At 59.1% G+C, this 26,993-nt stretch carries 24 protein-coding genes; 19 read left to right on the top strand and 5 right to left on the bottom strand.

Annotation, left to right across the window (positions count from 1 at the left end):
- A partial coding sequence (locus tag Q0M35_RS07350) for a DNA starvation/stationary phase protection protein (protein WP_295313699.1) occupies positions 1-338 on the top strand: 338 nt, incomplete at its 5' end.
- 79 nt (positions 339-417) lie between these two features.
- Here the strand turns inward: Q0M35_RS07350 and Q0M35_RS07355 are convergent.
- Together Q0M35_RS07355 and Q0M35_RS07360 are read right to left on the bottom strand one after the other, a co-directional pair.
- Positions 418-753: a hypothetical protein gene (locus Q0M35_RS07355; RefSeq protein ID WP_295313701.1), complete on the bottom strand. Its 336-nt coding sequence runs from the start codon at positions 751-753 to the stop codon at positions 418-420.
- A gap of 138 nt (positions 754-891) precedes the next feature.
- Complete coding sequence (locus tag Q0M35_RS07360) at positions 892-1,701, bottom strand: response regulator (protein ID WP_295313703.1); 810 nt, start codon at positions 1,699-1,701, stop codon at positions 892-894.
- 110 nt (positions 1,702-1,811) lie between these two features.
- On the opposite strand from Q0M35_RS07360, the gene Q0M35_RS07365 reads away from it, so the two are divergent.
- From Q0M35_RS07365 to Q0M35_RS07375, 3 genes are read left to right on the top strand one after another with little or no spacing between them, the layout of a single operon-like run.
- The gene (locus Q0M35_RS07365; RefSeq protein WP_295313705.1) at positions 1,812-1,970 is read left to right on the top strand and encodes a NepR family anti-sigma factor; all 159 of its coding nucleotides are present in this window, start codon (positions 1,812-1,814) and stop codon (positions 1,968-1,970) included.
- Positions 1,967-2,524 carry an RNA polymerase sigma factor gene (locus tag Q0M35_RS07370; protein ID WP_295313707.1) on the top strand — a complete coding sequence of 186 codons (558 nt, stop codon included), beginning with the start codon at positions 1,967-1,969 and terminating at the stop codon, positions 2,522-2,524. Before Q0M35_RS07365 ends, Q0M35_RS07370 begins: the two co-directional genes overlap by 4 nt.
- Positions 2,525-2,526: 2 nt before the next feature.
- Complete coding sequence (locus tag Q0M35_RS07375) at positions 2,527-4,251, top strand: sensor histidine kinase (protein WP_295313709.1); 1,725 nt, start codon at positions 2,527-2,529, stop codon at positions 4,249-4,251.
- Between the two features lie 348 nt (positions 4,252-4,599).
- Here Q0M35_RS07375 and Q0M35_RS07380 read toward each other — a convergent pair whose 3' ends face one another.
- On the bottom strand, positions 4,600-5,157 hold the full coding sequence (locus Q0M35_RS07380; RefSeq protein ID WP_295313711.1) for a cupin domain-containing protein: 558 nt from the start codon (positions 5,155-5,157) through the stop codon (positions 4,600-4,602).
- A 201-nt stretch (positions 5,158-5,358) separates the two neighbouring features.
- Between Q0M35_RS07380 and gabT the strand changes: the two genes are divergently transcribed.
- Both gabT and Q0M35_RS07390 read left to right on the top strand, forming a co-directional pair.
- Entirely contained in the window at positions 5,359-6,753 is a 1,395-nt protein-coding gene (gene gabT, locus Q0M35_RS07385; protein WP_295313713.1) for a 4-aminobutyrate--2-oxoglutarate transaminase, read from the top strand.
- Positions 6,754-6,867: 114 nt separating this feature from the next.
- Positions 6,868-7,167 carry a hypothetical protein gene (locus Q0M35_RS07390; RefSeq protein WP_295313715.1) on the top strand — a complete coding sequence of 100 codons (300 nt, stop codon included), beginning with the start codon at positions 6,868-6,870 and terminating at the stop codon, positions 7,165-7,167.
- A gap of 2 nt (positions 7,168-7,169) precedes the next feature.
- On the opposite strand, the gene Q0M35_RS07395 is transcribed toward Q0M35_RS07390, so the two are convergent.
- Complete coding sequence (locus tag Q0M35_RS07395; RefSeq protein ID WP_295313717.1) at positions 7,170-8,789, bottom strand: FMN-binding glutamate synthase family protein; 1,620 nt, start codon at positions 8,787-8,789, stop codon at positions 7,170-7,172.
- A gap of 613 nt (positions 8,790-9,402) precedes the next feature.
- Here Q0M35_RS07395 and Q0M35_RS07400 point away from each other — a divergent pair.
- From Q0M35_RS07400 to Q0M35_RS07455, 12 genes are all read left to right on the top strand, one after another.
- Complete coding sequence (locus Q0M35_RS07400) at positions 9,403-10,434, top strand: carbon-nitrogen hydrolase family protein (RefSeq protein WP_295313719.1); 1,032 nt, start codon at positions 9,403-9,405, stop codon at positions 10,432-10,434.
- A 72-nt stretch (positions 10,435-10,506) separates the two neighbouring features.
- A complete protein-coding gene (locus Q0M35_RS07405; RefSeq protein WP_295313721.1) occupies positions 10,507-13,260 on the top strand; it encodes an aminotransferase class I/II-fold pyridoxal phosphate-dependent enzyme in 2,754 nt (917 codons plus the stop codon).
- Positions 13,261-13,283: 23 nt separating this feature from the next.
- On the top strand, positions 13,284-14,744 hold the full coding sequence (locus tag Q0M35_RS07410; RefSeq protein ID WP_295313723.1) for a biotin carboxylase: 1,461 nt from the start codon (positions 13,284-13,286) through the stop codon (positions 14,742-14,744).
- Between the two features lie 23 nt (positions 14,745-14,767).
- Positions 14,768-15,739 carry a C45 family peptidase gene (locus tag Q0M35_RS07415; protein ID WP_295313725.1) on the top strand — a complete coding sequence of 324 codons (972 nt, stop codon included), beginning with the start codon at positions 14,768-14,770 and terminating at the stop codon, positions 15,737-15,739.
- A 122-nt stretch (positions 15,740-15,861) separates the two neighbouring features.
- Positions 15,862-17,442 carry an ABC transporter substrate-binding protein gene (locus tag Q0M35_RS07420; RefSeq protein WP_295313727.1) on the top strand — a complete coding sequence of 527 codons (1,581 nt, stop codon included), beginning with the start codon at positions 15,862-15,864 and terminating at the stop codon, positions 17,440-17,442.
- A 156-nt stretch (positions 17,443-17,598) separates the two neighbouring features.
- Positions 17,599-19,164: an ABC transporter substrate-binding protein gene (locus Q0M35_RS07425; protein ID WP_295313729.1), complete on the top strand. Its 1,566-nt coding sequence runs from the start codon at positions 17,599-17,601 to the stop codon at positions 19,162-19,164.
- Between the two features lie 61 nt (positions 19,165-19,225).
- Positions 19,226-20,206, top strand: a complete 981-nt coding sequence (locus tag Q0M35_RS07430; RefSeq protein ID WP_295313731.1) for an ABC transporter permease — start codon at positions 19,226-19,228, stop codon at positions 20,204-20,206.
- Positions 20,206-21,162, top strand: a complete 957-nt coding sequence (locus tag Q0M35_RS07435) for an ABC transporter permease (protein WP_295313732.1) — start codon at positions 20,206-20,208, stop codon at positions 21,160-21,162. The genes Q0M35_RS07430 and Q0M35_RS07435 overlap by 1 nt, the downstream gene beginning before the upstream one ends.
- 100 nt (positions 21,163-21,262) lie before the next feature.
- Positions 21,263-22,243, top strand: a complete 981-nt coding sequence (locus tag Q0M35_RS07440; protein ID WP_295313734.1) for an ABC transporter ATP-binding protein — start codon at positions 21,263-21,265, stop codon at positions 22,241-22,243.
- On the top strand, positions 22,240-23,205 hold the full coding sequence (locus Q0M35_RS07445) for an oligopeptide/dipeptide ABC transporter ATP-binding protein (protein ID WP_295313736.1): 966 nt from the start codon (positions 22,240-22,242) through the stop codon (positions 23,203-23,205). The genes Q0M35_RS07440 and Q0M35_RS07445 overlap by 4 nt, the downstream gene beginning before the upstream one ends.
- Complete coding sequence (locus Q0M35_RS07450; protein ID WP_295313738.1) at positions 23,202-24,326, top strand: CaiB/BaiF CoA-transferase family protein; 1,125 nt, start codon at positions 23,202-23,204, stop codon at positions 24,324-24,326. The genes Q0M35_RS07445 and Q0M35_RS07450 overlap by 4 nt, the downstream gene beginning before the upstream one ends.
- Positions 24,323-25,045: an SDR family oxidoreductase gene (locus Q0M35_RS07455; RefSeq protein WP_295313740.1), complete on the top strand. Its 723-nt coding sequence runs from the start codon at positions 24,323-24,325 to the stop codon at positions 25,043-25,045. Before Q0M35_RS07450 ends, Q0M35_RS07455 begins: the two co-directional genes overlap by 4 nt.
- Here Q0M35_RS07455 and Q0M35_RS07460 read toward each other — a convergent pair.
- Entirely contained in the window at positions 25,042-25,794 is a 753-nt protein-coding gene (locus tag Q0M35_RS07460; protein WP_295313742.1) for an MBL fold metallo-hydrolase, read from the bottom strand. The two genes, Q0M35_RS07455 and Q0M35_RS07460, sit on opposite strands and share 4 nt — an antisense overlap.
- A 52-nt stretch (positions 25,795-25,846) precedes the next feature.
- On the opposite strand from Q0M35_RS07460, the gene Q0M35_RS07465 reads away from it, so the two are divergent.
- Positions 25,847-26,974 carry a pyridoxal phosphate-dependent aminotransferase gene (locus Q0M35_RS07465; protein WP_295313743.1) on the top strand — a complete coding sequence of 376 codons (1,128 nt, stop codon included), beginning with the start codon at positions 25,847-25,849 and terminating at the stop codon, positions 26,972-26,974.
- The last annotated feature ends 19 nt before the right edge of the window (positions 26,975-26,993 follow it).

Below are 26,993 nucleotides of genomic sequence, written 5' to 3' on the forward strand. Positions count from 1 at the left end.
TCTTTTCAGTGCACAACCTCACCGAAGAACAGTACGGAGAGATGTTTGAAGCGGCCGACGTGATTGCCGAACGTATCCGCGCGCTGGGTGAGCTTGCCCCGGCATCGCTGCAGTCGATTGTTGCTAATTCTGTCGTGCAGGATCAGGAGAACCCTCAATCGGCGGGCGAGATGTGCGAGGACCTGGCGGCAGATCACGAGCGCGTGGCGCACCGGATGCATGCTGTGATCAAAATTGCAGGCGAGCATGGTGACCCGGTTACCGAAGATCTTGCGGTGGCCCGCGCGACGTTCCATGAAAAGGCGGCATGGATGCTGCGGTCGATTTCGAAAAGCTGAGCTGACTGAGCGCGAGGCTTTTGCCGCTCGCTCTGAAACCGGATGCCCCGCCGGTAACGGCGGGGTTTTTGTTATCTAATCAGACGCGGCGGCACATGTCCGGTGTCTGAAGAGCGTAAATTACCCAGTGATCGCGCATCAGCGTGCGTTCTGACAGACATGCCGTATCGCCCGGTGCGAGGGTCAGCATACCATCCCGGGTGTGAACTTTGTGTGTGCGATGCCCCAGATCGACAGTTACCATCCGGTCGCTCAGATCTTCACCGGGCACCTGCATCACGGCGACCACCTGAACCTTGCGAAATTCAAGCTTGTGCGCCGGAACGGTGACAACGGCCGGGATCAGCATTGCCACGGTCCCGATCACTGCGATCCGGAAAATCCGTCTGATGTGCCGCGCCACGCGATTTGCCATATGCTTTCTCCGCTGCCTGCTGATGCAGTCTCTGCGGTGAAAGTTAATATTCTGATTACGTGGTTAACCTGGCAGAATTGTGAAAAAAAAATGCGGCCCTCCGGAGAGCCGCATTTTCTACTGTTCAGAGAGCCCGTTTCAGGCGCGCAGAGTCTCTGTCGACGAAAAGAACATGGCCTGGCTGACAGCCGAGATCACCTGCTCTTCGGTATAAGGCTTTGAAATCAGGAAGGCCGGTTCGTGCTTTTCGCCGGTCAGCAGACGCTCGGGGAAGGCGGTGATAAAGATCACCGGGCGGTCACCCAGACGACCGATCAGGTCATTGATGGCATCAATGCCGGACGAGTTATCGGCAAGCTGGATGTCCGCGAGTATCATATCGGGCACATCTGCCGTGCCGATCTCATTTGCTTCGGCACGCGTTCTGGCCACGCCGGTCACGCGGTGGCCCATATCGGTAACGATGCTTTCCAGATCCATAGCAATGATTGCTTCGTCCTCGATGATCATCACCGACCCGGAGACCGCATCCGCCATCTCGCGCCGTGCGATTTTCACCAGTTCTTCGGCTTCGTCCTGCGTGATGCCGATGATTTCAGCAACCTCACCGAAGTTGAAACCCTCAATCGTGTGCAGCAACAACGCTTCACGGCTGTTGTCGGTCAGGCGCGACATGTGTTTCTGGGCCTGCGCGCGCAAACCGCTTTCTTCCATGTCGACCGGCGCACCGGCTGAAGACCAGATCCGGTAGAGCACCCGGAAGACGCCGGTTTTCACACCGACCCCGTGCAGGACTGAACGGTCCGCGAGGATCGCCTCGAGCGACGCCGCGGCAAAGCGATCACCTGAACCCTGGCTGCCCGTCATTGCACGCGCGAAGCGGCGCAGATACGGTAGTGCTTCGCCTAGCTGTTCGCTGATGTCAGTGGATGCTGATGCATCTGTCATGCCGGTCGTCCTTTTATTTCAGTATTTTCGGAACCAAACGCACAGACAGACGTTTGGTTCCGACGCCGTGAGAGATTCTTACCAAATATGTTTGGAGCACAAGCAGGTTTATGACGCATGCAGACTCAGATCCGAAGCGCGAAAGCGTGATTGATGAGAACCTGAAACGGGTCTACAAAGAAGCACTTGAAGAAGGCGTGCCGGACCGCTTTCGCGATCTGCTGGAAGAGCTGAAAAAGCAGGACAGCCAGAAAGGTTCCGCCAAATGAGTTCTGGAGATCCGCGGGACGAACTGGTAGAGCACCTGCCTGCCATGCGTGCTTTTGCGATCAGCCTGACCCGCAACGGGGCCACGGCGGATGACATGGTGCAGGACACCCTTGTCAAAGCATGGACAAATATCGATAAATTTCAAGCCGGTACGAACATGCGGGCCTGGCTCTTCACGATTTTGCGCAACACCTATTACTCGTCACGTCGCAAAACCCGGCGTGAGGTCGCGGATATCGACGGTGTGCATACCGAAGCGCTGGCGGAAAAGCCTGCGCATGACGGGCGGCTTGCGATGAAGGATTTCCGCGCTGCTTTCAGTCTGCTGACCGATGAACAGCGCGAAGCACTGCTGCTGGTGGGCGCTTCGGGTTTTTCCTATGAGGAAGCGGCCGGGATGTGCGGGGTGGCTGTGGGGACGATCAAAAGTCGTACAAACCGCGCGCGACAAAGACTTGCCGAACTGATGCAGCTGGATGACGACGAAAAACTTGAGCTGACGGACGATGCGACCATGTCTGTTATCTCAGCGTCGAAAGCCGCTTCTTTCTGAAGATGACCGGCGGGTTTCTCGATGGTGATATTTTTCGAGGGCTTGCTTTTCGCATCCTCGTATTTTTGTCGCTGGCGCTGCTGCCTTTCGGGCTGATCTCAGTGGTTCAGACGCGCGAGCTCGCAGAGCAGGCCGCGCGCAACGCTGAAACCTCGCTGATCGGTCTGACCGAACGTGCGGCCGGCGCGGAACGGACAGTCATCCAGGAAGCCTTCGGTTCCGCAGAAGCGATGAGCTCTATTGTCCGTGCCTTCGTTGCGGAGCCTGAGGCCTGCAGTGATTTTCTGGGACAGTATATAGAATCTGAAGACCGCTATTCCCACATCGGGTTTGTCGGTACCGACGGGGTGATGAATTGCACCTCTGCGGGGGGCGTGCATAATTTTTCCGACGATCCGGCATTTAAACAGGTGCTTCTGGACCCGCGTCGCAATGTGCGCTTTATCGGGGACCCGACGATCAGCGGAAAGCCGGTTCTGCTGGTGTTGCGGCCGGTATTTGAAGGCGACACTCTGTTGGGGTTCATGACAGTTTCGATCCCCCGTGCGACGGTGGATGACATCGTGCGTCCCGAACCGGAAAGGCTGCCATACGGTGTCATCGTTTTTAACCGGGGCGGAGAGGTGCTTTTGTCGTCGCCTGGCGATTTCGATGCCGAACTGAACCAGCCCTTAAACCGCAGTCTCACCGCGCTGATCGGCGAAAAGCCAGTAGTTTTCACAGACGAGAACAACGCCGAAGACACGCGCGTTTATTCGGTGGTACCCATTGTGCCGGATGTGGTCTATTCCATGGCTGTCTGGCGCAGTGACGATCTGATTGCCAGCACCGACCGCACAGGGCGGCTGAGCCTTTTTCTGCCAGCGATGATGTGGCTTGCCAGCCTTGTGGTTGCCTTCTGGTCTATTAATCGCCTGGCACTCCGGCATATCCGCAAGCTGAGTCGGCAAATGCGGCTTTTTGCCTATAACCGGCGCATGCCGCGCAATACGCTGGGAAATGGCGTACCGCGCGAGCTGCAGGAAATCCAGCAGTCCTTTGTAAACATGGCTGCATCGATTATCCGGGACGAAGCGTCGCTGGAAGACAATATCCGCGACAAGAATATCCTGCTTAAAGAGGTGCATCACCGGGTCAAGAATAACCTGCAGCTGATATCGTCAATCATGAACATGCAGATCCGGCGCGCCAGAACCGAAGACGCGCGTTTCGTGCTCAGAAGGCTGCAGGAGCGTATTCTGAGCCTCGCAACCGTGCATAAGAACCTGTACCAGAGCGAGCGGCTTGACCGGGTCGATGCCGGCGCCCTCATCAAAGAGATCGTGCCGCAGCTGCTGGTTGTGGGCCTGCCTGCGGGCTCGGGTACCAAAGTGAACCAGCATTATGACCAGATCATGCTGGATGCCGATGACGCAGCACCTCTGACCCTGACGGTGTCAGAAGCCGTGACAAATGCGATGAAATACATCAATGAACCGGGGCAGGGGATCAAGCCGCAGATCGATATCACCTTTGAGATGGGTGATGATGACACGGCTGTGTTCACCATCAGCAATACCACGCCGGAGAAGCCCCGGCATAAAGGCACGGGCCTCGGGTCGCAGCTGATTAACGCCTTTGCGCGTCAGCTCAATGGTGACGTCGAAACGATACATGAAGACGGGCTGTACAAGCTGGTGCTGACCTTTCCTCTTGGCCAGCGCGACCTGAAAATCCACGATTACTGACAGGCGTTAATCAATCCTCAGGGCCTTTGGAACAATAATGCATCAGGATGCGTTTCTGATGTGAACCAAGGAAAGGAGGCTTAACATGTCTACAGATCTGTTTGTTTTCGGGCTTTCCGTTCTGACCGTGGTTGCACTGCTGGTTCTCGTGGCGACAAGCCGCGACAATTCAGGGCATAAAGAAGAAGAACAGGACCGCGGCTGACCGCGGCACCCGGACCGGGACCATTTGAGGGTATAACCGCAGCAGGACGCGCTACCTTGCCGCTGGCCGCATCACCGATGCGGGGGAAGCCATAAATTACGGGACCCCGGTCGCGGTAAACGCGGTCGGGCTTCGGTTTAACGTCAGAAACTTGGCGGCGTACAGGCGCTGATGATCTCGCAGGGTTCGGTACCGGTATTGCGGAACCGGTGCGGCAAACGGCTGTTGAACAGGTATCCGTCGCCCGGCCCGAGCGTGCTGACTTCTTCGTCAACAGTAATTTCAATCTGGCCGCGCACAATGACGCCCGCTTCTTCGGCATCATGGCTGAGTAACTCGGGGCCGGTATCCGCCCCCGGCTCATAGCGTTCGTGTAACAGTTGCAGCGCACTTTCGTGCGCGCCACCCAGCATTCTCAACGACAAAAGCTGTGCATCGTCATCTGCGGGCGCGATTTCGGTAAAATCGCCGGCCTTGTAGAAGTATTTGCTCTGACCCTGATCTTCGATCGTGGCGAAAAATTCGGCCATCGAGATGGGAATCGCGTCAAGCAGACTTTTGAGCGATGCCACCGACGGGCTGGTCCGGTTTTTCTCGATCAGGGAGATTGTGCCGTTCGTCAGGCCGGCGCGGGCGGCAAGTTCCCGCTGAGACAGGCCACGCTGTTTGCGAATTGCCCTTAATCTGTGGCCGATGTCCAACGATGATTTCCCCTGCGGTGGCGTGTGTATGCATTGCTTTTATTCAGTTATCTAGCCGCAGTGCCGGTGGTTGTCACACCAAATCGACATCGGCCCGGGAAAACACTCACCGCGCGCTGCACGAATCTCAATTGACAACTAAATTAAACAGAGTATCGATATTTTAAACACGACCGACTGACCCATGTAAGGATTTTTATCATGGCAACGACCGCCAAAACCACCGCATCAAAGAAGCCCCGCAAGGCGCGGGCCGCCCGAAAGCCAAAGATCGCAGTTGTGCCGGACACACCTGAAGTGACCGGTAATGCCGCACTGCTCGCGCGCCGCGAAGCGGCCGTGCCGCGCGGTGTGGCCTCTGCCGCTCCGGTGTTTGCAGATCGTGCGGAAAACGCTGAACTCTGGGACGTCGAGGGCAACCGCTACATCGATTTCGCCGGCGGTATCGCCGTTCTGAACACCGGCCACCGTCACCCGGCGGTGATCGCCGCAGCCAAAGCGCAGGAAGACAAATACACGCATACGTCTTTCCAGGTTGTGCCGTACGAGCCCTACGTGGCGCTTGCAGAAAAGCTGAACGCCATTGCACCAGGTGAATTCGCCAAAAAGTCGCTGCTGGTCACAACTGGCGCTGAAGCTGTTGAAAATGCTGTGAAAATCGCGCGTGCCGCAACCGGCCGCCCGGGCATTATCGCCTTTACCGGCGGGTATCATGGCCGCACCCTGCTGACGCTCGGGATGACTGGTAAGATCAGCCCCTACAAAAAGAACGTGGGCCCGTTCCCGGCGGATATCTTCCGTGCCCCTTTCCCGTCTGTACGCGACGGAATCACGGTTGAGGACGCGCTTACCGGTCTGAAAAATCTCTTTCTCACCGATGCTCAGCCCGACCGCGTGGCGGCCATCATCATCGAGCCCGTGCTGGGCGAGGGCGGCTATACGCCGGTACCCTTCGAGATGATGACAGCTCTGCGCGAGATCTGTGACACGCACGGTATCCTGCTGATTGCCGACGAGATTCAGGCCGGGTTCGGCCGGACCGGGACGATGTTTGCCATCGAGCATTCCGGTGTCGTGCCTGATCTGATCACTGTCGCCAAATCAATGGCGGGTGGCTATCCGATCGCCGGTGTGATCGGCCGTGCCGATGTGATGGACGCGATGGAGCCCGGCGGGCTTGGTGGCACATACGGTGGCAACCCTGTGGCCTGTGCCGCAGCGCTTGCCGCGATTGATGCGCTGGAAAACGAGGGTCTTCTGGACCGGTCGCTGGAGCTCGGAGCGCACTTCCGCACCCGTTTTGCAGAGATTGGTGCACGCACAGCGCCCTGGCGCATGTGGGACATCCGTGGTCTTGGCGCCATGCTCGCCGTTGAGTTTGTCACCGATTTTGAGACGGCAGCACCCGACGGGGCGCTGGTCAGATCGATCTGCGCACATGCGCTCAAGCGCGGCCTGATCCTGCTGGGCTGTGGCATGCACGGCAACGCCCTGCGCATCATGGTCCCGCTGACAGCATCGGACGAAATCATCGAAGAAGGTCTGGGCATCTTTGAAGCCGCCCTTGCCGACGCGGTCGCAGAACAGGGCGTATAACCCCCGTCTGAACGACACTCACCTGAACGGGCGCGGACATTCCGCGCCCGTTTTTTGTCATCTGGTCAGCGGGTTCAGTGTGATATTAAAGGGTACCTCACAGGAGAACGCCACATGATCATGCGCATTTTTCAGGTCGTAACCCGCCCGGGCAAAGAGGCTGCTTTTGCACGGTTTTTCCACGAAACAGCAATCCCGCTGATGCAGCAGACCAAAGGTCTCGTGACCGTTCTGCCCGGTGCCGCACGGCCGGACAGTCCGCGTAATTTCAGCTTTGTGATGGTCTGGAAAGACCTTGATGCGTTGCGGGATTTTGTTGGCCCGGACTATCAGACCCCGCATATCGATCCGGCAGAGGAAGCTCTGGTCGAAAGCAGATCACTGCAGCACTATGATCTCGTTGTTGCAGACTGAATTCAGAGCGCGGGTGGTTTGAAGCTTGCAGCACTCGCACGCGCCCAGCGTTTGCGGTAATCGCCGCCAACGTCGCTCTGATTATCAAAGAGGAATCCCTCGGGCAGATAGGGATAGGCGTCGCTGCCTTCGGCCATTTCCTTGTCACCGAGCCGGACCATCAGGTGTTGCGGCATGAAATCTCCCGGGTGTGAGAGGCCGGCCGCACCGGTCATTTCACCCAGAGCTTTGAGCGTATTGCGGTGGAACCGCGCGACCCTTTCGGATTTTGAGCCGACATCGAGGGCGCGGGCACGCATCGGATCCTGTGTGGCGACGCCGACAGGACAGTGATTGGTGTGACAAGCCTGGGCCTGAATGCAGCCGATGGCAAACATGAAACCGCGCGCTGAATTGCACCAGTCGGCCCCGAGAGCCAGGCACCGGGCAATGTCAAAAGACGAAACAACTTTACCCGCCGCGCCGATTTTGATTTCGCCGCGCAATCCGGCACCCCGCAGGGTGTTGTGCACAAAGGTGAGACCTTCGACGAGCGGCATGCCGATGTGGTTTGAAAACTCAACAGGGGCCGCTCCTGTGCCGCCTTCGGTGCCATCGACCACAATGAAATCAGGCGCAATGCCAGTCTCCAGCATTGCTTTGACGATACACATGAATTCCCGCCGGTGCCCGATGCAAAGCTTGAACCCGACCGGTTTACCCCCCGACAGATCCCGCATGCGACCGACAAATTCCATCATTTCGACAGGCGTGGAAAAGGCGGAATGCGCCGCGGGCGAGACACAGTCCTCGCCCATCGGGATGCCACGTGCTTCGGCAATCTCAGGCGTGATTTTTGACGCAGGCAGCATGCCACCATGGCCGGGCTTGGCGCCCTGGCTGAGTTTGAGCTCTATCATTTTTACCTGATCGAGCGTGGCCGTGGCGCGAAACTTGTCCTCATCAAAGCTGCCGTCGGCGGCGCGGGCCCCGAAATAGCCGGATGCGACCTGATATATAAGGTCACCGCCGCCTGCTGTGTGATAGCGGCTGACGGAGCCCTCGCCGGTATCATGGGCAAATCCACCTGCTTTTGCGCCTGTGTTCAGCGCCTCGATCGCATTGCCTGACAGCGATCCGAAACTCATTGCAGAGATATTCAGAAGCGACGCGGAATAGGGCTGTTTGCAGTCTTTCCCGCCGATTTTCACCCGAAAATCAGTGTCTTCCAGCTCGACCGGGGAGACTGAATGTGTGACCCAGGCATAGCCTGCATCATAAACGCGCATCCGGGTGCCAAACGGGCGTTTGTCTTCCTGACCCTTGGCGCGCTGATAGACAAGGCTGCGCGCGTCACGGCTGAAAGGTTCTTCGTCCTGATCGCTTTCAATCAGATACTGACGGATTTCCGGGCGGATACCCTCAAAGAGAAACCGCATGTGTCCCAGCACCGGGTAATTGCGCAGGATCGAATGCCCGGGCTGCCGTACATCATGCACCCCGAGGATCGACAGCCAGGCAAAGGCCGCAAAGGGAATAAGCAGCCACCATGTCCATATCAGCGCGGCAAGAAGTGAGATAACGGCAAGGATTATGACCCCTGCGAGAGGTGCGAAACGGGTCATCGAGCTGAGGTCAGTCATCAGGTCTCCGGTATTCTGAGTGAGGCCTGTGTCCCCGGTCTGCCAATGCGCAGCCCCTGAGCAAATTGGCGATAAATTAAACGTACGGCAATGATTATGCATCTTCGGGTCCCGCGCAAGCGCTGATGCGCCAGGCCCGTTGAAAAGCGCAGTTTTCCGGCCTGCAGGGACGGATGCACCATAGTGCTTGATCAGCCCGGGAAACCCGCATACCATCCTTAAAAAGACACAGAACAGCGCGGTGACAAGGGTGCTGAACGGGACAACAGATCGCATCTGCAGTGGTTCCGGAACGGGGAGAATCGCAAGGGTTACGGCGCAGATGGCGGGTCGCAATGCGGGTCAGTCAAAGGTATCGGTGCCCGAAACCGCGTGCAAAAATCAGGGAGGCGAGACGATAATGTTTAATTTATTCTTCACATCGACAGCCTTTCGCGCCAGCAGGATCGCCGGACTGTGACTGTTTTTCATCCATCCGGCCGGATCAGGCAAAGAAATGCACCGCAGCGTTACGTCAGTGGTTTCAACATCCCCCGAACAGGCATAAAAGCCGGGTCGCGCAGAGTTTTTGCGGGCCTGACCAGGTCCCTCTGTCGCGACGGAGAGATTTGACATGACCCCATTCGCCATTGCCGGCGTGCAGATGTATGTGAACGCACTGCAGTCCAACGTCGAAGGCATGATCCAGCGCCTTGATGTTCTGATGGCCCGTTTTCCCTGGACCCAGATGGTGCTGTTCTCGGAACTGGCGCCTTACGGCCCGCTCGACCGGTTCGCACAGCCGCCACAGAACGAGGCGCTTGATCGTTTCTGCGAAGCTGCACGCAAACACCGGGTCTGGCTGATCCCGGGCTCTATGTTCCTGCGTGATCCTGAAACCGGTCTGATCTTCAACACATCCGTGGTGATCAATCCAGAGGGTGAGATCATCCGGCGGTATTCCAAAATGTTCCCGTTCCGGCCCTATGAAACAGGGATCGCCGCGGGCACGGACTTCTGTGTCTTTGACGTGCCTGAAGTGGGGCGCTTTGGCCTTTCGATCTGCTACGATATCTGGTTCCCGGAAACCACGCGCCAGATCACGGCTCAGGGCGTCGAGGTGTTGCTGCACCCGGTGCTGACCGGCACCACCGACCGTGATGCAGAGCTTGCGATCGCGCGGGCGACGGCGGCACAGTTCCAGTGCTATGTAATTGACGTCAACGGTCTCGGAGCCGGCGGTGTTGGCAAATCGCTTGTGGTGGACCCGTCGGCGCACGTGCTGCACCAGTCCGCAGGACAGGAAGATATGTTCCCCATTGAGGTCGATCTGTCGATGGTCCGGCGCCAGCGCGAAACCGGCATGAAGGGGCTGGGCCAGGTTCTGAAAAGCTTCCGCGACCGGTCGGTGGATTTCTCGGTCTATGACCGCAACAGCGGCACAGATGCATATCTTAAGTCGCTCGGTCCGCTGGAAATACCGCAGCAGGGCAACCGCGCCGGTCTGCACGTGGATATGCCAGGACAGAAAATCCAGGAAGTGCCGGCGTATAAGGGAATGGCACTCGACGCTGTGGCTTCCTTTACGCACCATGAAACACCGGAGCCGGCGGCGGCGCTGTCACCCTCCCCGGGGACGAAGAACGAAAAACAATCCAGCGGGTAAATCAGCCATTGCACCGGGCAGCAATGTGCTGTCCGGTTTGCATCGGCGACCCCGCGCAACGGAGAACGACTGATGCATGCGATGAATGACTATTCCTCGGCGATACAACTTCGCTCAGACAGGTGGAGTGCCCTGCGCGAGGCCACCGGCGCCCTGACGCGCAATCCGACGGCCAAACAGCAGACAGCCCTGCGTAAGAAAACCAGCCAGCTTTTCGACAGTCTCGCCGTGATCGAGCCCTACTGGGCGTTTCCCGGCATGGCCGCCTTTGATCACATGCGCCGCCAGTTCGAGCACAATGCGCATGAGGAACTGGCCTTCAGCGTCGGGCGCGTCACCCGGGCGCTGACCACCGGGGCGTACAGACGCCGGCATATTCCTCTTGAGCGCGACAGCATTGAAGCAGAAGAACTGGACGACGAAGCGCTTTTGTCACCCGAAGCGCGGGCGCTGACCAAACCGTATTTCGAAGTGCTGATTGTCGATAACGTCAATGATTATCAGGAACGCTGGCTGCGCAATAACGTCACCAAGATGCGGCGTCCGGAAGACCCGTTTGTCTATGAAGCGCTGGTTGTGCCCAGTCTCGAAGATGCGCTTGTCGCCGTCCTCTTTAATCACAATATTCAGGCCATCGTGGTGCGCCCCGGTCTGGTGCTGAAGTCACGCATGGACCAGCAGATCGTGCAGCGGTTCCTGAACCGTGCCGGTGATCAGGAAGAAATCGACAATATGCAGCCCGAAGACTATGGCCCGGAGCTTTGCCGCCTCGTGGCCAAAGTGCGTCCGGAGCTGGATGCTTATCTGGTCACGGAACGGTCGGTAGAAGACATCGCCGGTCTTGATCTGGGGATCTGCCGCCGGGTGTTCTATAACCAGGAAGACTTCATGGAGCTGCACCTGAACATTTTGCGCGGCGTTCAGGCCCGGAATAAAACGCCGTTTTTCACTGCGCTTGTCGAATATTCCAAACAGCCGACCGGCGTTTTCCACGCCATGCCCATCAGCCGCGGCAAATCCATCTCGCGCAGCCACTGGATTCAGGACATGGGCGCATTTTACGGGCCCAATATTTTTCTTGCGGAGACATCGGCAACCTCGGGCGGACTTGACAGTCTTTTGGAACCGCACGGTCCCATTAAAGAGGCTCAGGAGCTCGCGTCGCGCGCATTCGGCTCTAAACAGACGTTTTTCGCGACCAACGGCACATCGACCTGTAACAAGATTGTCGTTCAGGCACTGGTGCGTCCGGGCGATATCGTACTTGTGGACCGCGATTGTCATAAATCACATCACTACGGCATGGTGCTCGCAGGCGCCCAGGTCTGTTATCTCGACAGCTATCCGCTTGATGAATATTCGATGTACGGGGCGGTGCCCCTGAAGGAAATCAAGCACCAGCTTCTCAAACTCAAAGCTGAAGGCAAGCTTGATAAAGTCCGTATGTTGCTGCTCACCAACTGTACCTTTGACGGTCTGGTTTATAACGTTGAGCGGGTGATGGAAGAGTGTCTGGCTATCAAACCTGATCTGATCTTTCTGTGGGACGAGGCGTGGTTTGCCTTTGCCAGGTTCAACCCGACCTATCGCCAGCGGACTGCAATGACGGCCGCCAATACGCTGCGCGAACGCTTCCGCACCGACGCGCATAAGCGTCTCTACGAGGCACAGCAGACCCGTCTGGAAGACGCCGATGATGAAAAGCTGCTGAACACGCGCCTCATCCCGCCGCCACATGCGCGGGTCAGGGCCTATGCCACACAGTCAACCCATAAAACGCTGACATCGCTGCGCCAGGGCTCGATGATCCACGTCAATGATCAGGACTTCAAAGGCGAGGTCGAACAGTCCTTCCACGAAGCCTATATGACCCACACATCGACCTCGCCGAACTATCAGATCATCGCGAGCCTTGATGTCGGGCGGCGGCAGGTGGAGCTTGAGGGCTACGAGTTCGTTCAGCGCCAGATCGAGGCGGCACTTTCGATGCGGCGCGCGATCATGACCCACCCGCTGCTGCAGAAATACTTCCGTGTGCTGACGGCGGGCGACATGATCCCCGCCAAATACCGCCAGAGCGGCATCTCGAGTTATTACGATGCCGAACAGGGCTGGACAGATATGTGGGACAGCTGGGAGCAGGACGATTTCGTGCTTGATGCTACCCGCGTAACCCTTGCGGTCGGTGGCACCGGCTGGGACGGCGACACCTTCAAGACAGATATCCTGATGGATAAATACGGCATCCAGATCAACAAGACCTCGCGCAATACGGTCCTGTTCATGACCAACATCGGTACAACCCGCTCCTCGGTCGCCTATCTGATCGAAGTGCTGGTCGAGATCGCCAAATCGCTGGACGAACGGCTGGATGATGCAAGCCGCATGGAGCGCCGGTCGTTTGAAAGACGGGTCAAAGGTCTGATGGAAGAGCTGCCGCCGCTGCCGGATTTCAGCCGGTTTCATGACGCCTTCCAGGCCTGTTCCGTCACAGGCGAGGGCGATATCCGGTCTGCGTTCTTCCTCGCGTATGACGAGAACAAATGCGACTATATCGACATCAACGGGCCGCTCAAAGAGGCACTGGATGACGGTAAAACCGTCGTTTCCGCGAGCTTTATCATCCCCTATCCGCCGGGTTTCCCGATCCTGGTGCCGGGCCAGGTGGTCAGCCAGGAAATCCTCGCCTTCATGCTGGCGCTCGACGTGTCAGAAATTCACGGATACCGGCCCGACCTGGGGCTCAGGGTCTTTACCGAAGAAGCCCTTCAGGAGCTTGTCGATGCGCGTGACGCACGGCCGCAAATTGCTCCTGCAGCAGAATAAACCAACAAAGAGGACAGAAGTTCATGTCGATAACGGTTCTGAAAAACATCTCGGAAATCCGCCGGTATTTTCACCGCAACGAAGACCCGGTCTATTTTGTCTCTGCGACCAACTTCAACCTGCTCGGCATCGACGAGTGGGTGAAAAATTTCAAGTATATCTGTTACATCGACTGTTACGACGGACGGCACCCCAACGTCTTTTGTCCTTCCGAGCAGCCGCATGCCGAGTTCCAGTCTATCGAGGACATCAACAACTATCTGCTTCAGCACAAAGAGGTGATAGATTTCATCAAACGGCGCGGCGGCAAGCCCAAGTTCGTGTTCCTGATGTTTGACGAGGAAACCGAGCGGCTGGCAAAGGAACTGGGCGGTTCCGTATGGTTCCCCAAAGCCAAGCTGCGCACATCGATGGACAATAAGATCGAGACCGTGCGGATCGGCAACAAGGCCGGCGTTCCATCGGTGCCGAACGTTCTGGCGGAGGTCAAATCCTACGAGGATCTGCGCAAGACCTGCGAGAAAGCGGGGATCGGTCATGATCTGGTTCTGCAATCGGCCTTTGGTGACAGTGGTCACACAACGTTCTTCATCAAATCCGAAGCCGATTTCCGCCGTCACGAACATGAGATCATCGGCGAAGGTGAGATCAAGATCATGAAGCGCATCGACTGTCGCGGCTCGGCGATTGAGGCCTGTGCGACGTCCGAAGGAACGATCGTTGGTCCGCTGATGACCGAGCTCGTCGGGTTCAAGGAACTTACGCCCTATCGCGGCGGCTGGTGCGGCAATGAAATCCTGTCGACGGCCTTCCCGCCAAAAGTGCGTGAAAAGGCGCGGGATCTGACATTCAAATTCGGTGAACAGCTGCGCAAAGAAGGGTATCGCGGATATTTTGAGCTTGATTTCCTGATCGACAAGAAAACCGGCGATCTCTGGCTTGGTGAGCTGAACCCGCGTATCACCGGGGCCTCATCGATGACAAACCACGCAGCTTTCGCCCATGCGGATGCTCCGCTGTTCCTGTTCCACCTGCTCGAATTTTCGAAGAAGAAATTTAAGCTGGATGTGGATGAGCTTAACGCCCGCTGGGCCGACAGCGAAAACATCGACAGCTGGTCGCAGATGGTTATCAAACACACCGATGACACGGTGGATATCTGTACGGCTTCTCCGGAGACCGGCATCTACAAGATGCTGGAGGACGGCCGGGTGGTTTATGACCGCTTCGACTATCACCGCCGTGCGGTCGAGAGCGAGAACGAAGCGTTCTTCCTGCGCATCCTTGGTCCGGGCGATTACCGCTATGAAGGGGCAGACATCGGCATTCTGGTGACCCGCGGCCGGTCTATGACCAAAAGTTTCCAGTTGAATGACCGGGCGAAAAAGTGGATCCACGGCATCAAGCAAAGCGTGGCCGCCAAGCCGCTGCCCGTGGCCGAAGCCGGTCCCGCGCTGGCCGATCCCGCGTTCAAGATTCTCTGAACGGAAAGGAACCTGCACCCACAATGTTATGGCGTGCTATGACAGAAGACCTGCCCGGGCCGAAATGGTCCGGGCTTTTCGCCGAATACTGGCCTGATTACAAACGCTGGTGGCTCAAAGAGGGCGAGAGCACACGCCCGACGTATGCGCAGTGTCGCCGTGCGATGAAAGAGCATATGCCGGAGCTTATCCCGCTCTATGACGAGCTTTGTGAGCTTGCAGGCGGCGGGGATCTCGCGGCGCGGTTTTTGTCCTTTTACTGCCCGCCGCCGTATCTGGCAGGCTGCAGCCAGGCGATCTGGACCGGTCGCGAGCCTGTAATGGTGCGCAATTACGACTACAATCCCAGTGCCTTCGACAGCCTCGTGCTGCACACGAAATGGCAGGGCAGGCAGGTGATGGGCACTTCGGACGGTCTGTGGGGGATGGTCGATGGCATGAACGACGCGGGGCTGGCGATCTCGCTGACCTTCGGCGGGCGACGGATCGTCGGGGACGGCTTCGGTGTGCCGCTCATTCTGCGCTATGTGCTGCAGACCTGTGAAACCGCGGAAGAAGCGGGCAGGGTACTGGCGCGCGTGCCGACACATATGAGCTATAACGTCACTGCTCTGGACAAAAAGCGCCAGTATTTGACAGCAATGATGGCGCCTGACCGGCCTGCGGTGATCACCCATGCGGCAGTTGCGACAAACCATCAGGAAAACGTGGAATGGGTCAGCCACGCGCGGTTCACCGCCACGGTGGAGCGCGAGCGGTTTTTGTTGCAACGGCTGACGCTGCACCGCGACCCTGAGGATAAATTCATCGGAGCCTTTCTGAAACCGCCGCTTTATTCCACGGCTTTCAGTGCCGGTTTCGGCACGCTTTACACTGCCGTCTACCGTCCGCGCCTGAAACAGATGGAACTGCGCTGGCCCGGCAGTGTCTGGCCACTGTCCATGAAGCAGTTCGAAGAGGGTATGCGCCGCATTCAGATACCCGGTGCTGCCTGAACCAATTGCGCACGCCGCAGATTTTGCACTAAAATGACAACCTGACGTGACGCCAGGGGGTTGCCAAAGCGGCCCCGTTCCCAAAGATTACGCACATAACAAAAACCCACGGGGAGATACCAATGAGACTGACGACCACCGTTCTTACGGCGGCGATGCTGCTGTCTTCGACAATGCTCGCAAGCGCCGAAACTTTGCGTTGGGCCCGCGCCGGTGACGCGCTGACCCTTGACCCGCATGCCCAGAATGAGGGCCCCACGCACACCGTGCGCCACCAGATCTATGAGCCGCTTATCATCCGCGATGTAACAGGCGCCTTTGAGCCTGCGCTGGCGACCGAATGGGGACCGTCCGAAGCAGACCCCAATGTCTGGGTTTTCACCCTGCGGGAAGGGGTTAAATTCCACGACGGCGCTGATTTCACCGCCGAAGACGTGGTGTTCAGTTTCGAGCGCGCCAAGCAGCCCAACTCCGACATGAAAGAGCTGATCGGATCGATCACCGAAGTGCGGGCCGTTGACGATTACACCATTGAAATGGTCACCGACGGGCCCAACCCGATCCTGCCCAGCAACCTGACCAACCTGTTCATCATGGACAAAGGCTGGACCGAGGCGAATGACACCGTCAACGTGCAGGATTTTGAAGGCGGCGAGCTGACCTTTGCCACGACGAACACCAACGGCACAGGGCCGTATGTACTGCAGAGCCGCGAGGCTGACGTGCGCACCGTGATGACCCGGAATGACGCGTATTGGGGGATCGATCAGTTCCCCATGCAGGTCACCGAGATTATCTACACCCCGATCCAGAACGCGGCGACCCGGGTTGCCGCACTGCTTTCGGGCGAAGTTGATTTCCTTCAGGATATGCCCGTTCAGGACCTTGACCGTGTGAACAGCGCCGATGGCCTTTCGGTCAAGAAAGCCCCTCAGAACCGGGTCATCTTTTTCGGCATGAACCAGGGTGCAGATGATATCGAGGCCGACAACATCGATGGTAAAAACCCGCTGGCGGACGTGCGCGTGCGCAAAGCGATGTCCATGGCGATCAACCGCGATGCGATCCAGCAGGTCGTGATGCGCGGGCAGTCAGAGCCTGCCGGCATGATCGCGCCGCCCTTCGTGAACGGTTGGAACTCCGAAATGGACAGCTCGTCGGTCACCGATCTCGATCAGGCGAAATCACTCATGGCCGAGGCCGGTTACGGCGATGGTTTCTCGCTGCAGCTTGACTGCCCGAACGACCGCTACATCAACGATGAGGCAATCTGTCAGGCCGCCGTGGGCATGCTGGCACAGATCGGCGTGACGGTGAACCTGGATGCCAAACCCAAAGCACAGCACTTCCCGCTCATCACTGACGGCAAGACCGATTTCTACATGCTCGGCTGGGGTGTTCCGACCTACGATTCCGAATACATCTTCAATTTCCTCGTACATGGCCGTGAGTCGGACATCGGGACGTGGAACGGCACTGGTTTTGACGATGATGATCTGGATGCCAAGATCAGGTCTCTGGCCTCTAATACCGATCTCGCAGCCCGGGACGCAGCCATCGCGGAGATCTGGTCCGTGGTTCAGGATCAGCAACTCTATATCCCGATCCACCACCAGGTGCTGAACTGGGGTATGGCCGACAAAGTCGGTATCGAGGTTGACCCCGAAGACCAGCCCAAGGTGAAATACTTCACGATCAACTGATCGCGTCTTCCCGATCACAGGCTGCGCGGCGAAAGATACCGTCGCGCAGCCTTTTCAACAGGCGCCAAAGACCGGAAAAACCGGTCTTTCCAGCATGTAATGCGCCCCGTCAGGGGCGCGCCGCCGTATTAACGTCACCGCGGAAAAGGACCGATCATGCGCTTACCCCTGCTCATCGCTGCAGCCACGCTGGCATTTGCCGGACAGGCTGCCGCCCGGGAGTTTTCCTGGGCCGCGACCACTGATCCTCAGACGATGGACCCGCATGCCGTGAATTCCGCACCTGTTCTGGGATTCCTCAATAACGTCTATGAAGGCCTTGTGCGGCGTGGCAGGGACATGCGCATCGAACCCGCGCTCGCGACGTCGTGGGAGCCGATCGGCGCGGGCGAGGGCTGGCGTTTCGTCCTCCGGCGTGGCGTGACTTTCCATGACGGCAGCCCGTTTGATGCCACCGACGTTGTCTTTTCATATGAACGCGCCTCAGGCGAGACCTCCGACACGCGCAGCTGGTTTGCTCCTGTCAGCGAGGTGATCCGCGTCGATGACTACACCGTCGATATCTTGACCAGCGCGCCCAATCCGATCTTCCCCGACAGTATCGCCAACTGGATGATCATGGACAGCGACTGGGCTGCCGCCAATAACACCACCGCGCCGGACAAAGAGCGCGGCACCTTCGCCTCTCTCAATACCAACGGCACCGGGCCGTTCCGCGTCACCCTGCGTGAGCCTGGCCTGCGCACCGTGCTGGAGCCTTTCGGGGAGTGGTGGGACAGCGCCGGACATAACCTGACCCGCGCGGAATTCACCCCCATCCGGAACCCGGCTACGGCCGTTGCGGCTCTGCTGTCGGGCGACATCGACTTTATCAACCCCGTGCCGGTGCAGGATGCTGCCCGTCTCGCCGCCAGTCCGGATGTGAATGTAATCCGCGGCACCGAAGCGCGGGTGATTATGCTGGGCTTTGCGCATGCCGCATCTGCGCTGAAATATTCCGACGATGTCACAGATGCGAACCCCTTTGCCGATGCCAGGGTACGTGAGGCCGTGGCCCTTTCCATCAGTGTGAACGCCATTCTGGAAACGACAATGCGCGGCAGTGCCGAAGCCGCAGGGCAACTCGTCAGCCCGGCCATGCGCGGCTACAGCCGCACGCTGGACCCCCGCCCCGGGTATGACCCCGACAGGGCACGCGCCCTGCTTGCAGAGGCAGGATATCCGGAGGGTTTTTCCTTTGGCTTCAAATGCCCTAATGACCGGTACCTCAATGACGAATCCGTCTGTCAGGCGATCACCGCGATGCTGGCCAGAACCGGTCTGCGGGCCAGTCTTGATGCCATGCCGGTTCAGAACTACTGGCCGGAACTGCGCGCGGGAAATTTCGATATGTACCTTCTGGGCTGGTCGCCCGGCACCTTTGACGCAGAACATCCGCTGCGCTTTCTGGTGGCTACACCTGATGATGACAAAAAGCTGGGCTCGTGGAACTTCGGCGGGTTTTCCAACACCGAAGCAGATACCCTGCTGCCGCTGATCCGCTCCGAGCTCGATGAAACCAAACGCCAGGCGATGCTGGATATTACCGCGAGCGTCGTACGCAGTGAAACCGCCTATGTGCCGCTTTATGTGCAACCGCTGATCTGGGGCGTTGCACGCCACATCGACCTGACCCAGCGGCCGGATGATTTCTTCATGCTGCGGTGGGTGACGGTCAACTGATGCAAAAGCCCGCTTTCACCAAACCGCGCCGCGGCGCCCTTTGCACACCGGGAGACTGCCTGTGCTAGCCTACGTGATACAGCGTGTGTTCCAGTCGGCCATCGTCCTGCTCGTGGTCGGTCTTGTGGCTTTTTCAATGTTCCGCTTTGTCGGTGACCCGGTCGACAATATGCTGGGTCAGGAGCGCACCCAGGCCGATATTGAACGGCTCCGCACCACGCTGGGCCTCGATCAGCCGTTTCCGGTGCAGTATTATAAATTCCTCACCAACGCCGCGCAGGGTAATTTCGGCGTCAGCTACCGTCAGGGCCGGCCGGTGTCGGATATTTTGATGGAACGCGCGCCGGCGACGCTTGAACTGGCGGCGGTGTCGGGCTTTCTGGCGATTACCATCGGCATCGGTCTGGGGGTTTTCACCGCCATCCGGCGCAACGGGTTTGCTGCTAACGCGATTATGTCGATCTCGCTGATCGGGGTCTCGTTACCCACCTTTCTGATCGGGATCCTGCTGATCTATCTCTTCTCGGTGGAGCTTGGCTGGCTGCCCAGTTTCGGGCGCGGTGAAACCGTTGATGTTGGCGGGTGGAGCACCGGCTTTCTGACCAGCAGCGGGTTGCAGGCGCTTATTCTGCCCTCGATCACACTCGGGCTTTATCAGATGACGCTGATCATGCGGCTGGTGCGCTCCGAGATGCTCGAAGTGCTGCGCCAGGATTATATCCGTTTTGCCCGGGCACGCGGGCTGCGCGAAAGGGCTGTAAACTTCCGCCACGCGCTGAAAAACACACTGGTGCCGGTGATCACCGTGACCGGGCTGCAGCTTGGGTCGATCATCGCCTTCGCGATCATCACAGAGACTGTTTTCCAGTGGCCGGGTGTGGGGCTGCTCTTTATCAACGCGATACAGTTCGTCGATATCCCCGTAATGGCCGCTTACCTGATGCTCATTTCGGTGATGTTCGTGGGCATCAACCTGATCGTAGATCTGCTTTATTTCGCGATCGACCCGCGTCTGCGGGCAGACAGAACGGCGGCACACTGATGGCTGAGCTTTCCTCACAGACACCGGAAAAGGTCGTGGAACGTTCACGCCTGCGGGTTGCAATCGACAGCGATTTTGCCTGGCAGTTCCGCAAGTCACCCGTGGCAATTGTCTCGGCAGTCGTGGTGACAATCATGGTGCTGGCGGCAATTTTTGCGCCGCTGATTGCACCCTATGATCCCTTTGATCCGGGATCTCTGAACCTGATGAACGGCTTTTCCCGGCCTATGACACCCAACGCTTTCACCCAGGAGGTCTTCTGGCTCGGCACCGACGATCAGGGCCGCGATGTTTTTTCCACGATCCTTTATGGTATGCGCATCTCGCTTTTTGTCGGGGCCGCTGCAGTGCTTTTTGCCATGGTTCTGGGCATTACTCTTGGCCTGCTCGCGGGATATGCCGGCGGCTGGACGGAAACCATTATTATGCGCGTGGCCGATGTGCAGCTGACCTTTCCTGCGATTCTCGTGGCCATGCTGATCTTTGGCATTGCCAAGGGAATTACACCGGTAGAGTACCGCGATCAGATGGCGATCTGGGTGCTGATCATCGCCATCGGCCTCTCAGACTGGGTGCAGTTTGCCCGCGTCGTGCGAGGCGCCACGCTGGTGGAGAAAAATAAGGAATACGTCCAGGCTGCACGGCTTATCGGGCGCGGGTCAGGGGCGATCATGCTGCGCCATATCCTGCCCAATGTGCTCTCGCCGGTGCTGGTGATCGCGACAATTTCGCTGGCGCTGGCCATCATCGCAGAGGCCACACTGAGCTTTCTGGGTGTTGGGGCACCGCCAACCCAGCCCAGTCTTGGCACGCTGATCCGGATCGGGCAGGGGTTCCTCTTTTCAGGCGAATGGTGGATTCTGCTCTTTCCCGCGCTGACACTGCTGACGCTGGCTTTGTCGGTTAACCTGCTGGGCGACTGGCTCCGCGATGCGCTGAACCCGAGGCTGCGGTAATGTTTAATCCACACTATGCGTTTTTTCCGGAAGCCTCGCGGCCCCGATCCGGATCCGGCGGGCGGCAGCGTCCCGCGACATACAGTGACAGGTGCGACCCGTGAAAGAGGCCGTTCTCTCAATCCGCGACCTCACGGTCGAGATCCCCACCCGGCATGGTATTCTGCGCCCTGTGGACGGCGTTTCTTATGACATTGCGCCCGGCGAAGTGCTGGGCGTGGTGGGCGAATCCGGGGCAGGTAAATCGATGGCCGGCAATGCAGTGATCGGGCTTCTGACCCCGCCTGCGCATATCGCAGGCGGCGAAATTGTCGTGAACGGGCAGCGGATAGATCAGCTCACCGGCGAGGCCATGCGCCGCCTGCGGGGCAAGCAGATCGGCATGGTTTTTCAGGACCCGCTGACCTCGCTGAATCCGCTTTTACGGATCGGCGATCAGCTGACCGAGACCATGCTGGCGCATCTCGACATTTCCCGCACCGAGGCCGAAGAGCGGGCGGTAGCGGCACTGGCGGAGGTCGGCATTCCCGGTGCCGCCGAACGCGTCAACAGCTATCCTCATGAGTTCTCCGGTGGCATGCGCCAGCGTGTGGTCATTGCACTCGCGCTCTGCGCCGAGCCCTCGCTGATCATCGCAGACGAGCCCACGACCGCGCTTGATGTCTCAGTTCAGGCGCAGATCATTGCGCTGCTGAAACGGCTCTGCCGGGATCGCGGCACCGCCATCATGCTGATCACCCACGATATGGGCGTTATCGCCGAGGCCGCTGACCGCGTCGCCGTGATGTATGCAGGACGGCTCGCAGAGCTCGGCCCCGTGCGCGAGGTTCTGATGCAGCCACATCATCCCTATACTGCGGGCCTCATGGGCTCTACACCGCTTGCCTCGCGTGGCAAGGATCGTTTGCATCAGATTCCCGGTGCCATGCCGCGTCTTGACAGCCTGCCCGGGGGCTGTGCATTTCATCCGCGCTGTCCGCGCGCCGCCGCCCGGTGCAGCAGCGCGCCAGGCCCCCTGATAACCGACGGAGATGGTCGTGCTGCCTGCTGGTTTCCGCTTGACCGGGAAGGTGTCGCATGACGGGCATGGTCAGCATCCGCAACCTCACCCGGGTTTTCGACGTGTCGAAACCCTGGATCAACCGGCTGGTGGAACGGCGCCCGAAAGCCTGGCTGACCGCCGTCTCAGACGTCAGTTTCGAGATCGAAGAGAAGACCGTTTACGCACTTGTGGGTGAAAGCGGGTCGGGCAAATCGACCATTGGCAAAATGCTGGTGGGGCTTCTGGACCCGACTGATGGTTCGGTGGAGATCCGCGGCACGGATCTCGCACGCGAGACTGATGCCGCGAAGGTTGATGCCGTCCGGCGCGACATTCAGATGATTTTCCAGGACCCTTTTGCCTCGCTTAATCCGCGCTGGAGGGTGCGGGATATCATTGTGGAGCCTGTTGCCGCGCGCGGTGGCGACACCACCGGCATGGCAGAACGTCTGCTCGAGGAGGTTGGCCTTTCTGCGCGTGACGCCGGCAAGTTTCCGCATGAGTTTTCTGGCGGGCAACGCCAGCGGATCTGTATTGCCCGGGCGCTGGCCTCGGGGCCGAAACTGATCGTATGTGACGAGCCGACCTCAGCGCTTGATGTCTCCGTTCAGGCTCAGGTGCTGAACCTGATGAGTGACCTCAAGGATCAGCTGGGCCTGACCTATCTCTTTATCAGCCACGATCTGACGGTGGTGCAGCACATGGCCGACCGGATCGGTGTGCTCTATCTGGGCCGTCTGGTGGAAGAGGCCGGGCCAGACGCGCTTTTTGAAAACCCGCGCCATCCCTATACGCAGATGCTGCTGGCAGCTGCGCCAAAGCTTGATGATTTCGGCCGCGAGGTACCACCACCGACCGGTGAGATTCCTGATCCCATCAACCCGCCCCCGGGATGCGCCTATCACCCACGCTGTCCGCTCGCAGAGGACATCTGCAAAAAGGAACGGCCCGTGATGCGCACAATCGAAGGGACGCGGGTCGCCTGCCACATGGCAGAATGACCGGCCCGCTCGCCTCTCTGCGGGTGATTGAATTCAGCGGTCTGGGGCCCGCCCCGCTCGCCGGACAACTGCTGGCGGATCTCGGTGCGGATGTGATCGTGATAGACCGCGCCGCTGCCCCGTATGACCCTGCCGACATCAACCGGCGCGGCAAACGCCAGGTGGTGCTTGACCTGAAATCAGACGGGGGACTTCGGGCGGCACATGCGCTTATTGCACGTTCGGATGTGCTGATCGAAGGCTTCCGCCCCGGCGTGATGGAACGGCTGGGACTGGGCCCGGAGGCCTGCCCTGACACTCTGATCTATGCGCGGATGACAGGCTGGGGGCAGACCGGCGACCGGGCGCTGACGGCCGGCCACGATATCAACTATCTGGCGATGACGGGCGCGCTGCACGCAATCGGCCCGGCGGACCAGCCGCCGGTCGTGCCGCTGAACCTGGTTGCCGATTTCGGTGGCGGCACGATGTTTCTGCTCTTTGGCATTCTTTCTGCGGTGATCGAACGGGGTGTCTCTGGCAGGGGTCAGGTTGTCGATGCGGCAATGATCGACGGTGTGCCGGCGATGATGGGCCTTATCCATGGCTGGCTGGCAAAAGGCGACTGGCAGGTGGCGCGCGAGGGAAATCTCCTGGACGGCGCCGCCCCCTTTTACCGGTGCTACGCGTGTTCAGATGGCAAATTCATCTCTGTGGGCGCGCTTGAGCCGCAGTTTTATGCAGAACTCTGCCGGATTGCCGGGCTTGATCCCGGACCGGATCAGAATGACCGTGCTTCATGGCCCGCACGTTCCGCGGCTTTTGCTGAAACCTTCCGCAGCCGCACACGAGACGAATGGGCCCAGCTTTTTGCCGGCTCTGATGCCTGCGTCGCACCGGTACTCGACTTCACCGAAGCCACTCTGCATCCCGACAACCGCGCGCGGGGTGTCTTCACCGACCCTGGCGGGATCGCCCAGGCCGCACCCGCTCCGCGGTTCAGCCGCTCTGTCGCGCGCACACCATCTGCGCCCCGCGCACCCGGGGCGGATACCGCATCGGTTCTGGCAGAGGCCGGGTTTGATGCCCAAACCGTCGCCGCCCTGACACAGCGCACAGACCATAAGGAGACCGATCAATGACACGCATCGCAGTTGTGACAGGGGCCGCCGGTGGGCTGGGACGCGCAATCACAAAACGGCTGCTGGCCGACGGGCTGATCGTGACCGGGCTGGACCTCGACGCAGAGGGGCTCAGTGAAATGGCGGCAGACGGATTTACCGGTATCACCACTGATCTGACGGATCCTGCCGCCATCAGTGCCGCTTTTGAGACCGTTGCTGAGGAACAAGGCGGGGTGGATGTGCTGGTCAACAACGCCGGCACCTGTTTCATGTCGGATTTCCCGGACATTCCCGCAACAGAACTCGACAAACAGATGGCAGTGAATTTCTCGGGCGCTTTTCATTGTTGTCAGTCTGCGATCCGGCTGATGTCGGGGCGCAAAGGTGTGCGCAAGATCGTGAATATCTCCTCCAACGGCGCCTATAATTTCGACGTCTTCGACCCGCCTCACTACCGGGCGTCCAAGGCGGCGCTGGACACGCTGACCAAAGATCTGGCCCGCCGCTATGCGCGGGATAAAATCGCGGTGAACTCCATCGCACCGGCCATGACGGAAACACCTCTTTTCCGGGTGCTGAGTGAGGAAGTGCTGGAGAAAGCCATCGCCGAGATGCCGCACGGACGGGCCATGCGCCCGGATGAGGTTGCGGACTGGGTCGGTTTTCTGGTCTCGCCGGCCGGTGATATTTCCAGCGGCAATGTAATTATTCTCAACCAGGGGCGTGACGTTCGCTAGGTGTACCAGTGCGGCGCTTTGCGCAGCTCCGGCCACTGTTCGGGACTGTGCCCGAAAATCACCATCGCCCGGCGTTCCGACGCCAACGCCATCAGCCGCGCGCCATGGTGCAATGCCTGCGCCTCGTCCCAGGATCCCTCGAATTTTTCGTCAATTTCAGCGGCGCGGCTGATCGCGTCCGAGGTCAGCAGGACTTCACCCGTTTCCGGCAGCGACAGCATAAAGGCAAGCTGGCCCTGTGAATGTCCCGGTGTGAGCAGAACTTCGAACCCGGGTCCTGCCATCATGTCGCCTGACACCAGCCGGTATTCTGCGTCGGGCCATTCCATCGCCTGCTTTCCTGACCAGTAAAGCGGCCGGGGCAGGGCACGCTCAGCAGCCGCGATCAGGATCGGCACCCCCGGAAAGCTGTCCATGAACCCCACGTGATCGATATGAGTATGGCTCTGGATCATCAGATCCACATCACCAGGGCTCAGGCCAAGCAGCGCCAGTTGTGCCGGTGCCAGGTTCTCCGGCGCAAGCGACAGGACCTTTCCGAAACTGCCGAGGTCGTCTTCCTTCGTGGCGGCCTCCGCATCTTCGGCGTATTTCGCAGGGAATCCTGTATCTATCAGAACAATCTCACTTGCTGTGGTCTCAATAACATAGCCACAGATCCCGATGATGCGCCCGTTGGCATGCACCTGAAAGAGGCCGTAATCCAGTATCGCCAGTCGCTTTGGCATGCCTTTCAGAAGGGTTTCCATCTTGATCCCCGAGCCCGTTCCGTGTTGCCTGACGAGCAAAGGGGCGCACCGGATGAAAGTCAAGATTCACACGCTGTTTCAGTATCTGCTGGAAACCACCGGCGCGGACCCGCAGGCGATTGTCGGCTTCTCCCTGTCGGAATCGCCGCGTCTGGGAGATTTTCTGGGCGAGCTCGACCCGGCATTGCCGCTCGACTGGAACAACCGCGACTTTCGTGGGCTGCCGGAGCTGCGTGACCATGTGCTGGCCCAGGCCGGACTGACAGGTGTCTGCACGCGCGAGGATGTGCTGATCACCGCCGGTGCGGCAGAGGCTAATTATCTTGCGATCATGCAGTTGCTGGAACCCGGCGATGAGATTGTCATTGAAACGCCCGGATGGCCTCAGGCCGAGGTGCTGGCCAAAGCTGTGGGTGCAAAAATCGCCAGGGTCACCCGGCGCGAGGATGACGACTGGCAACTGCCCGTTGCGGCCCTTGAAGACGCGGTCACCCCGGCCACAAAACTTATCTTTCTCAGCAATCCCAATAACCCCACGGGCCAGGTGCTGAGCGAGCGCGACTTAAAACAGATCGTGCGGATCGCCGACCGGGTGGGGGCCTGGCTTCTGGTGGATGAGGTCTACGCCGGGCTGGAATGGGAAGGACCACGCGCGCCGTCGGTGGCCGGACTTTACCAGCGCGGGATCACAACGGGCTCCGTTTCAAAGGCGCTGGGGCTGCAGGGTTTGCGTACCGGCTGGCTCATTTCGCAGGACGCAGATCTGATAATGGATGCCGTGATCCTGCGCGAAAACGCCTCCGAGATCATGAACATTATGGGCGAAACCATCGCGGAAATCGCCCTCCGCCCGGTCCGTTTTGCCACCGCGATGAAGAATGCGCGGGCTGCCGGCGCCGCCAATCTGAAACGGATGAATGCATGGGTTGATGCTACGCCGGGGCTGACCTGGGTGCCACCCCGGGCCGGCCTGATCGGTATTGGAAAGCTGCCCGCAGGCATCGACAGCGATGCCTTTGCGCGGCGTCTTTTGCAGGAGCCGTACCGCACATTCGTGCTGCCCGGCAGCGCTTATGACCAGCCGGGACATATCAGGCTGGGCGTGGGCGGTGGCGCCGGGGTCAACCTTGACGACGGTTTAACCCGCGTGGCGCAGGCACTGGCTGACTGGCCGGATTAACGCAGCCCGTTGCGCACCA

The organism is Roseobacter sp., from assembly GCF_024639605.1.
Taxonomy (GTDB): Bacteria; Pseudomonadota; Alphaproteobacteria; order Rhodobacterales; family Rhodobacteraceae; genus Roseobacter.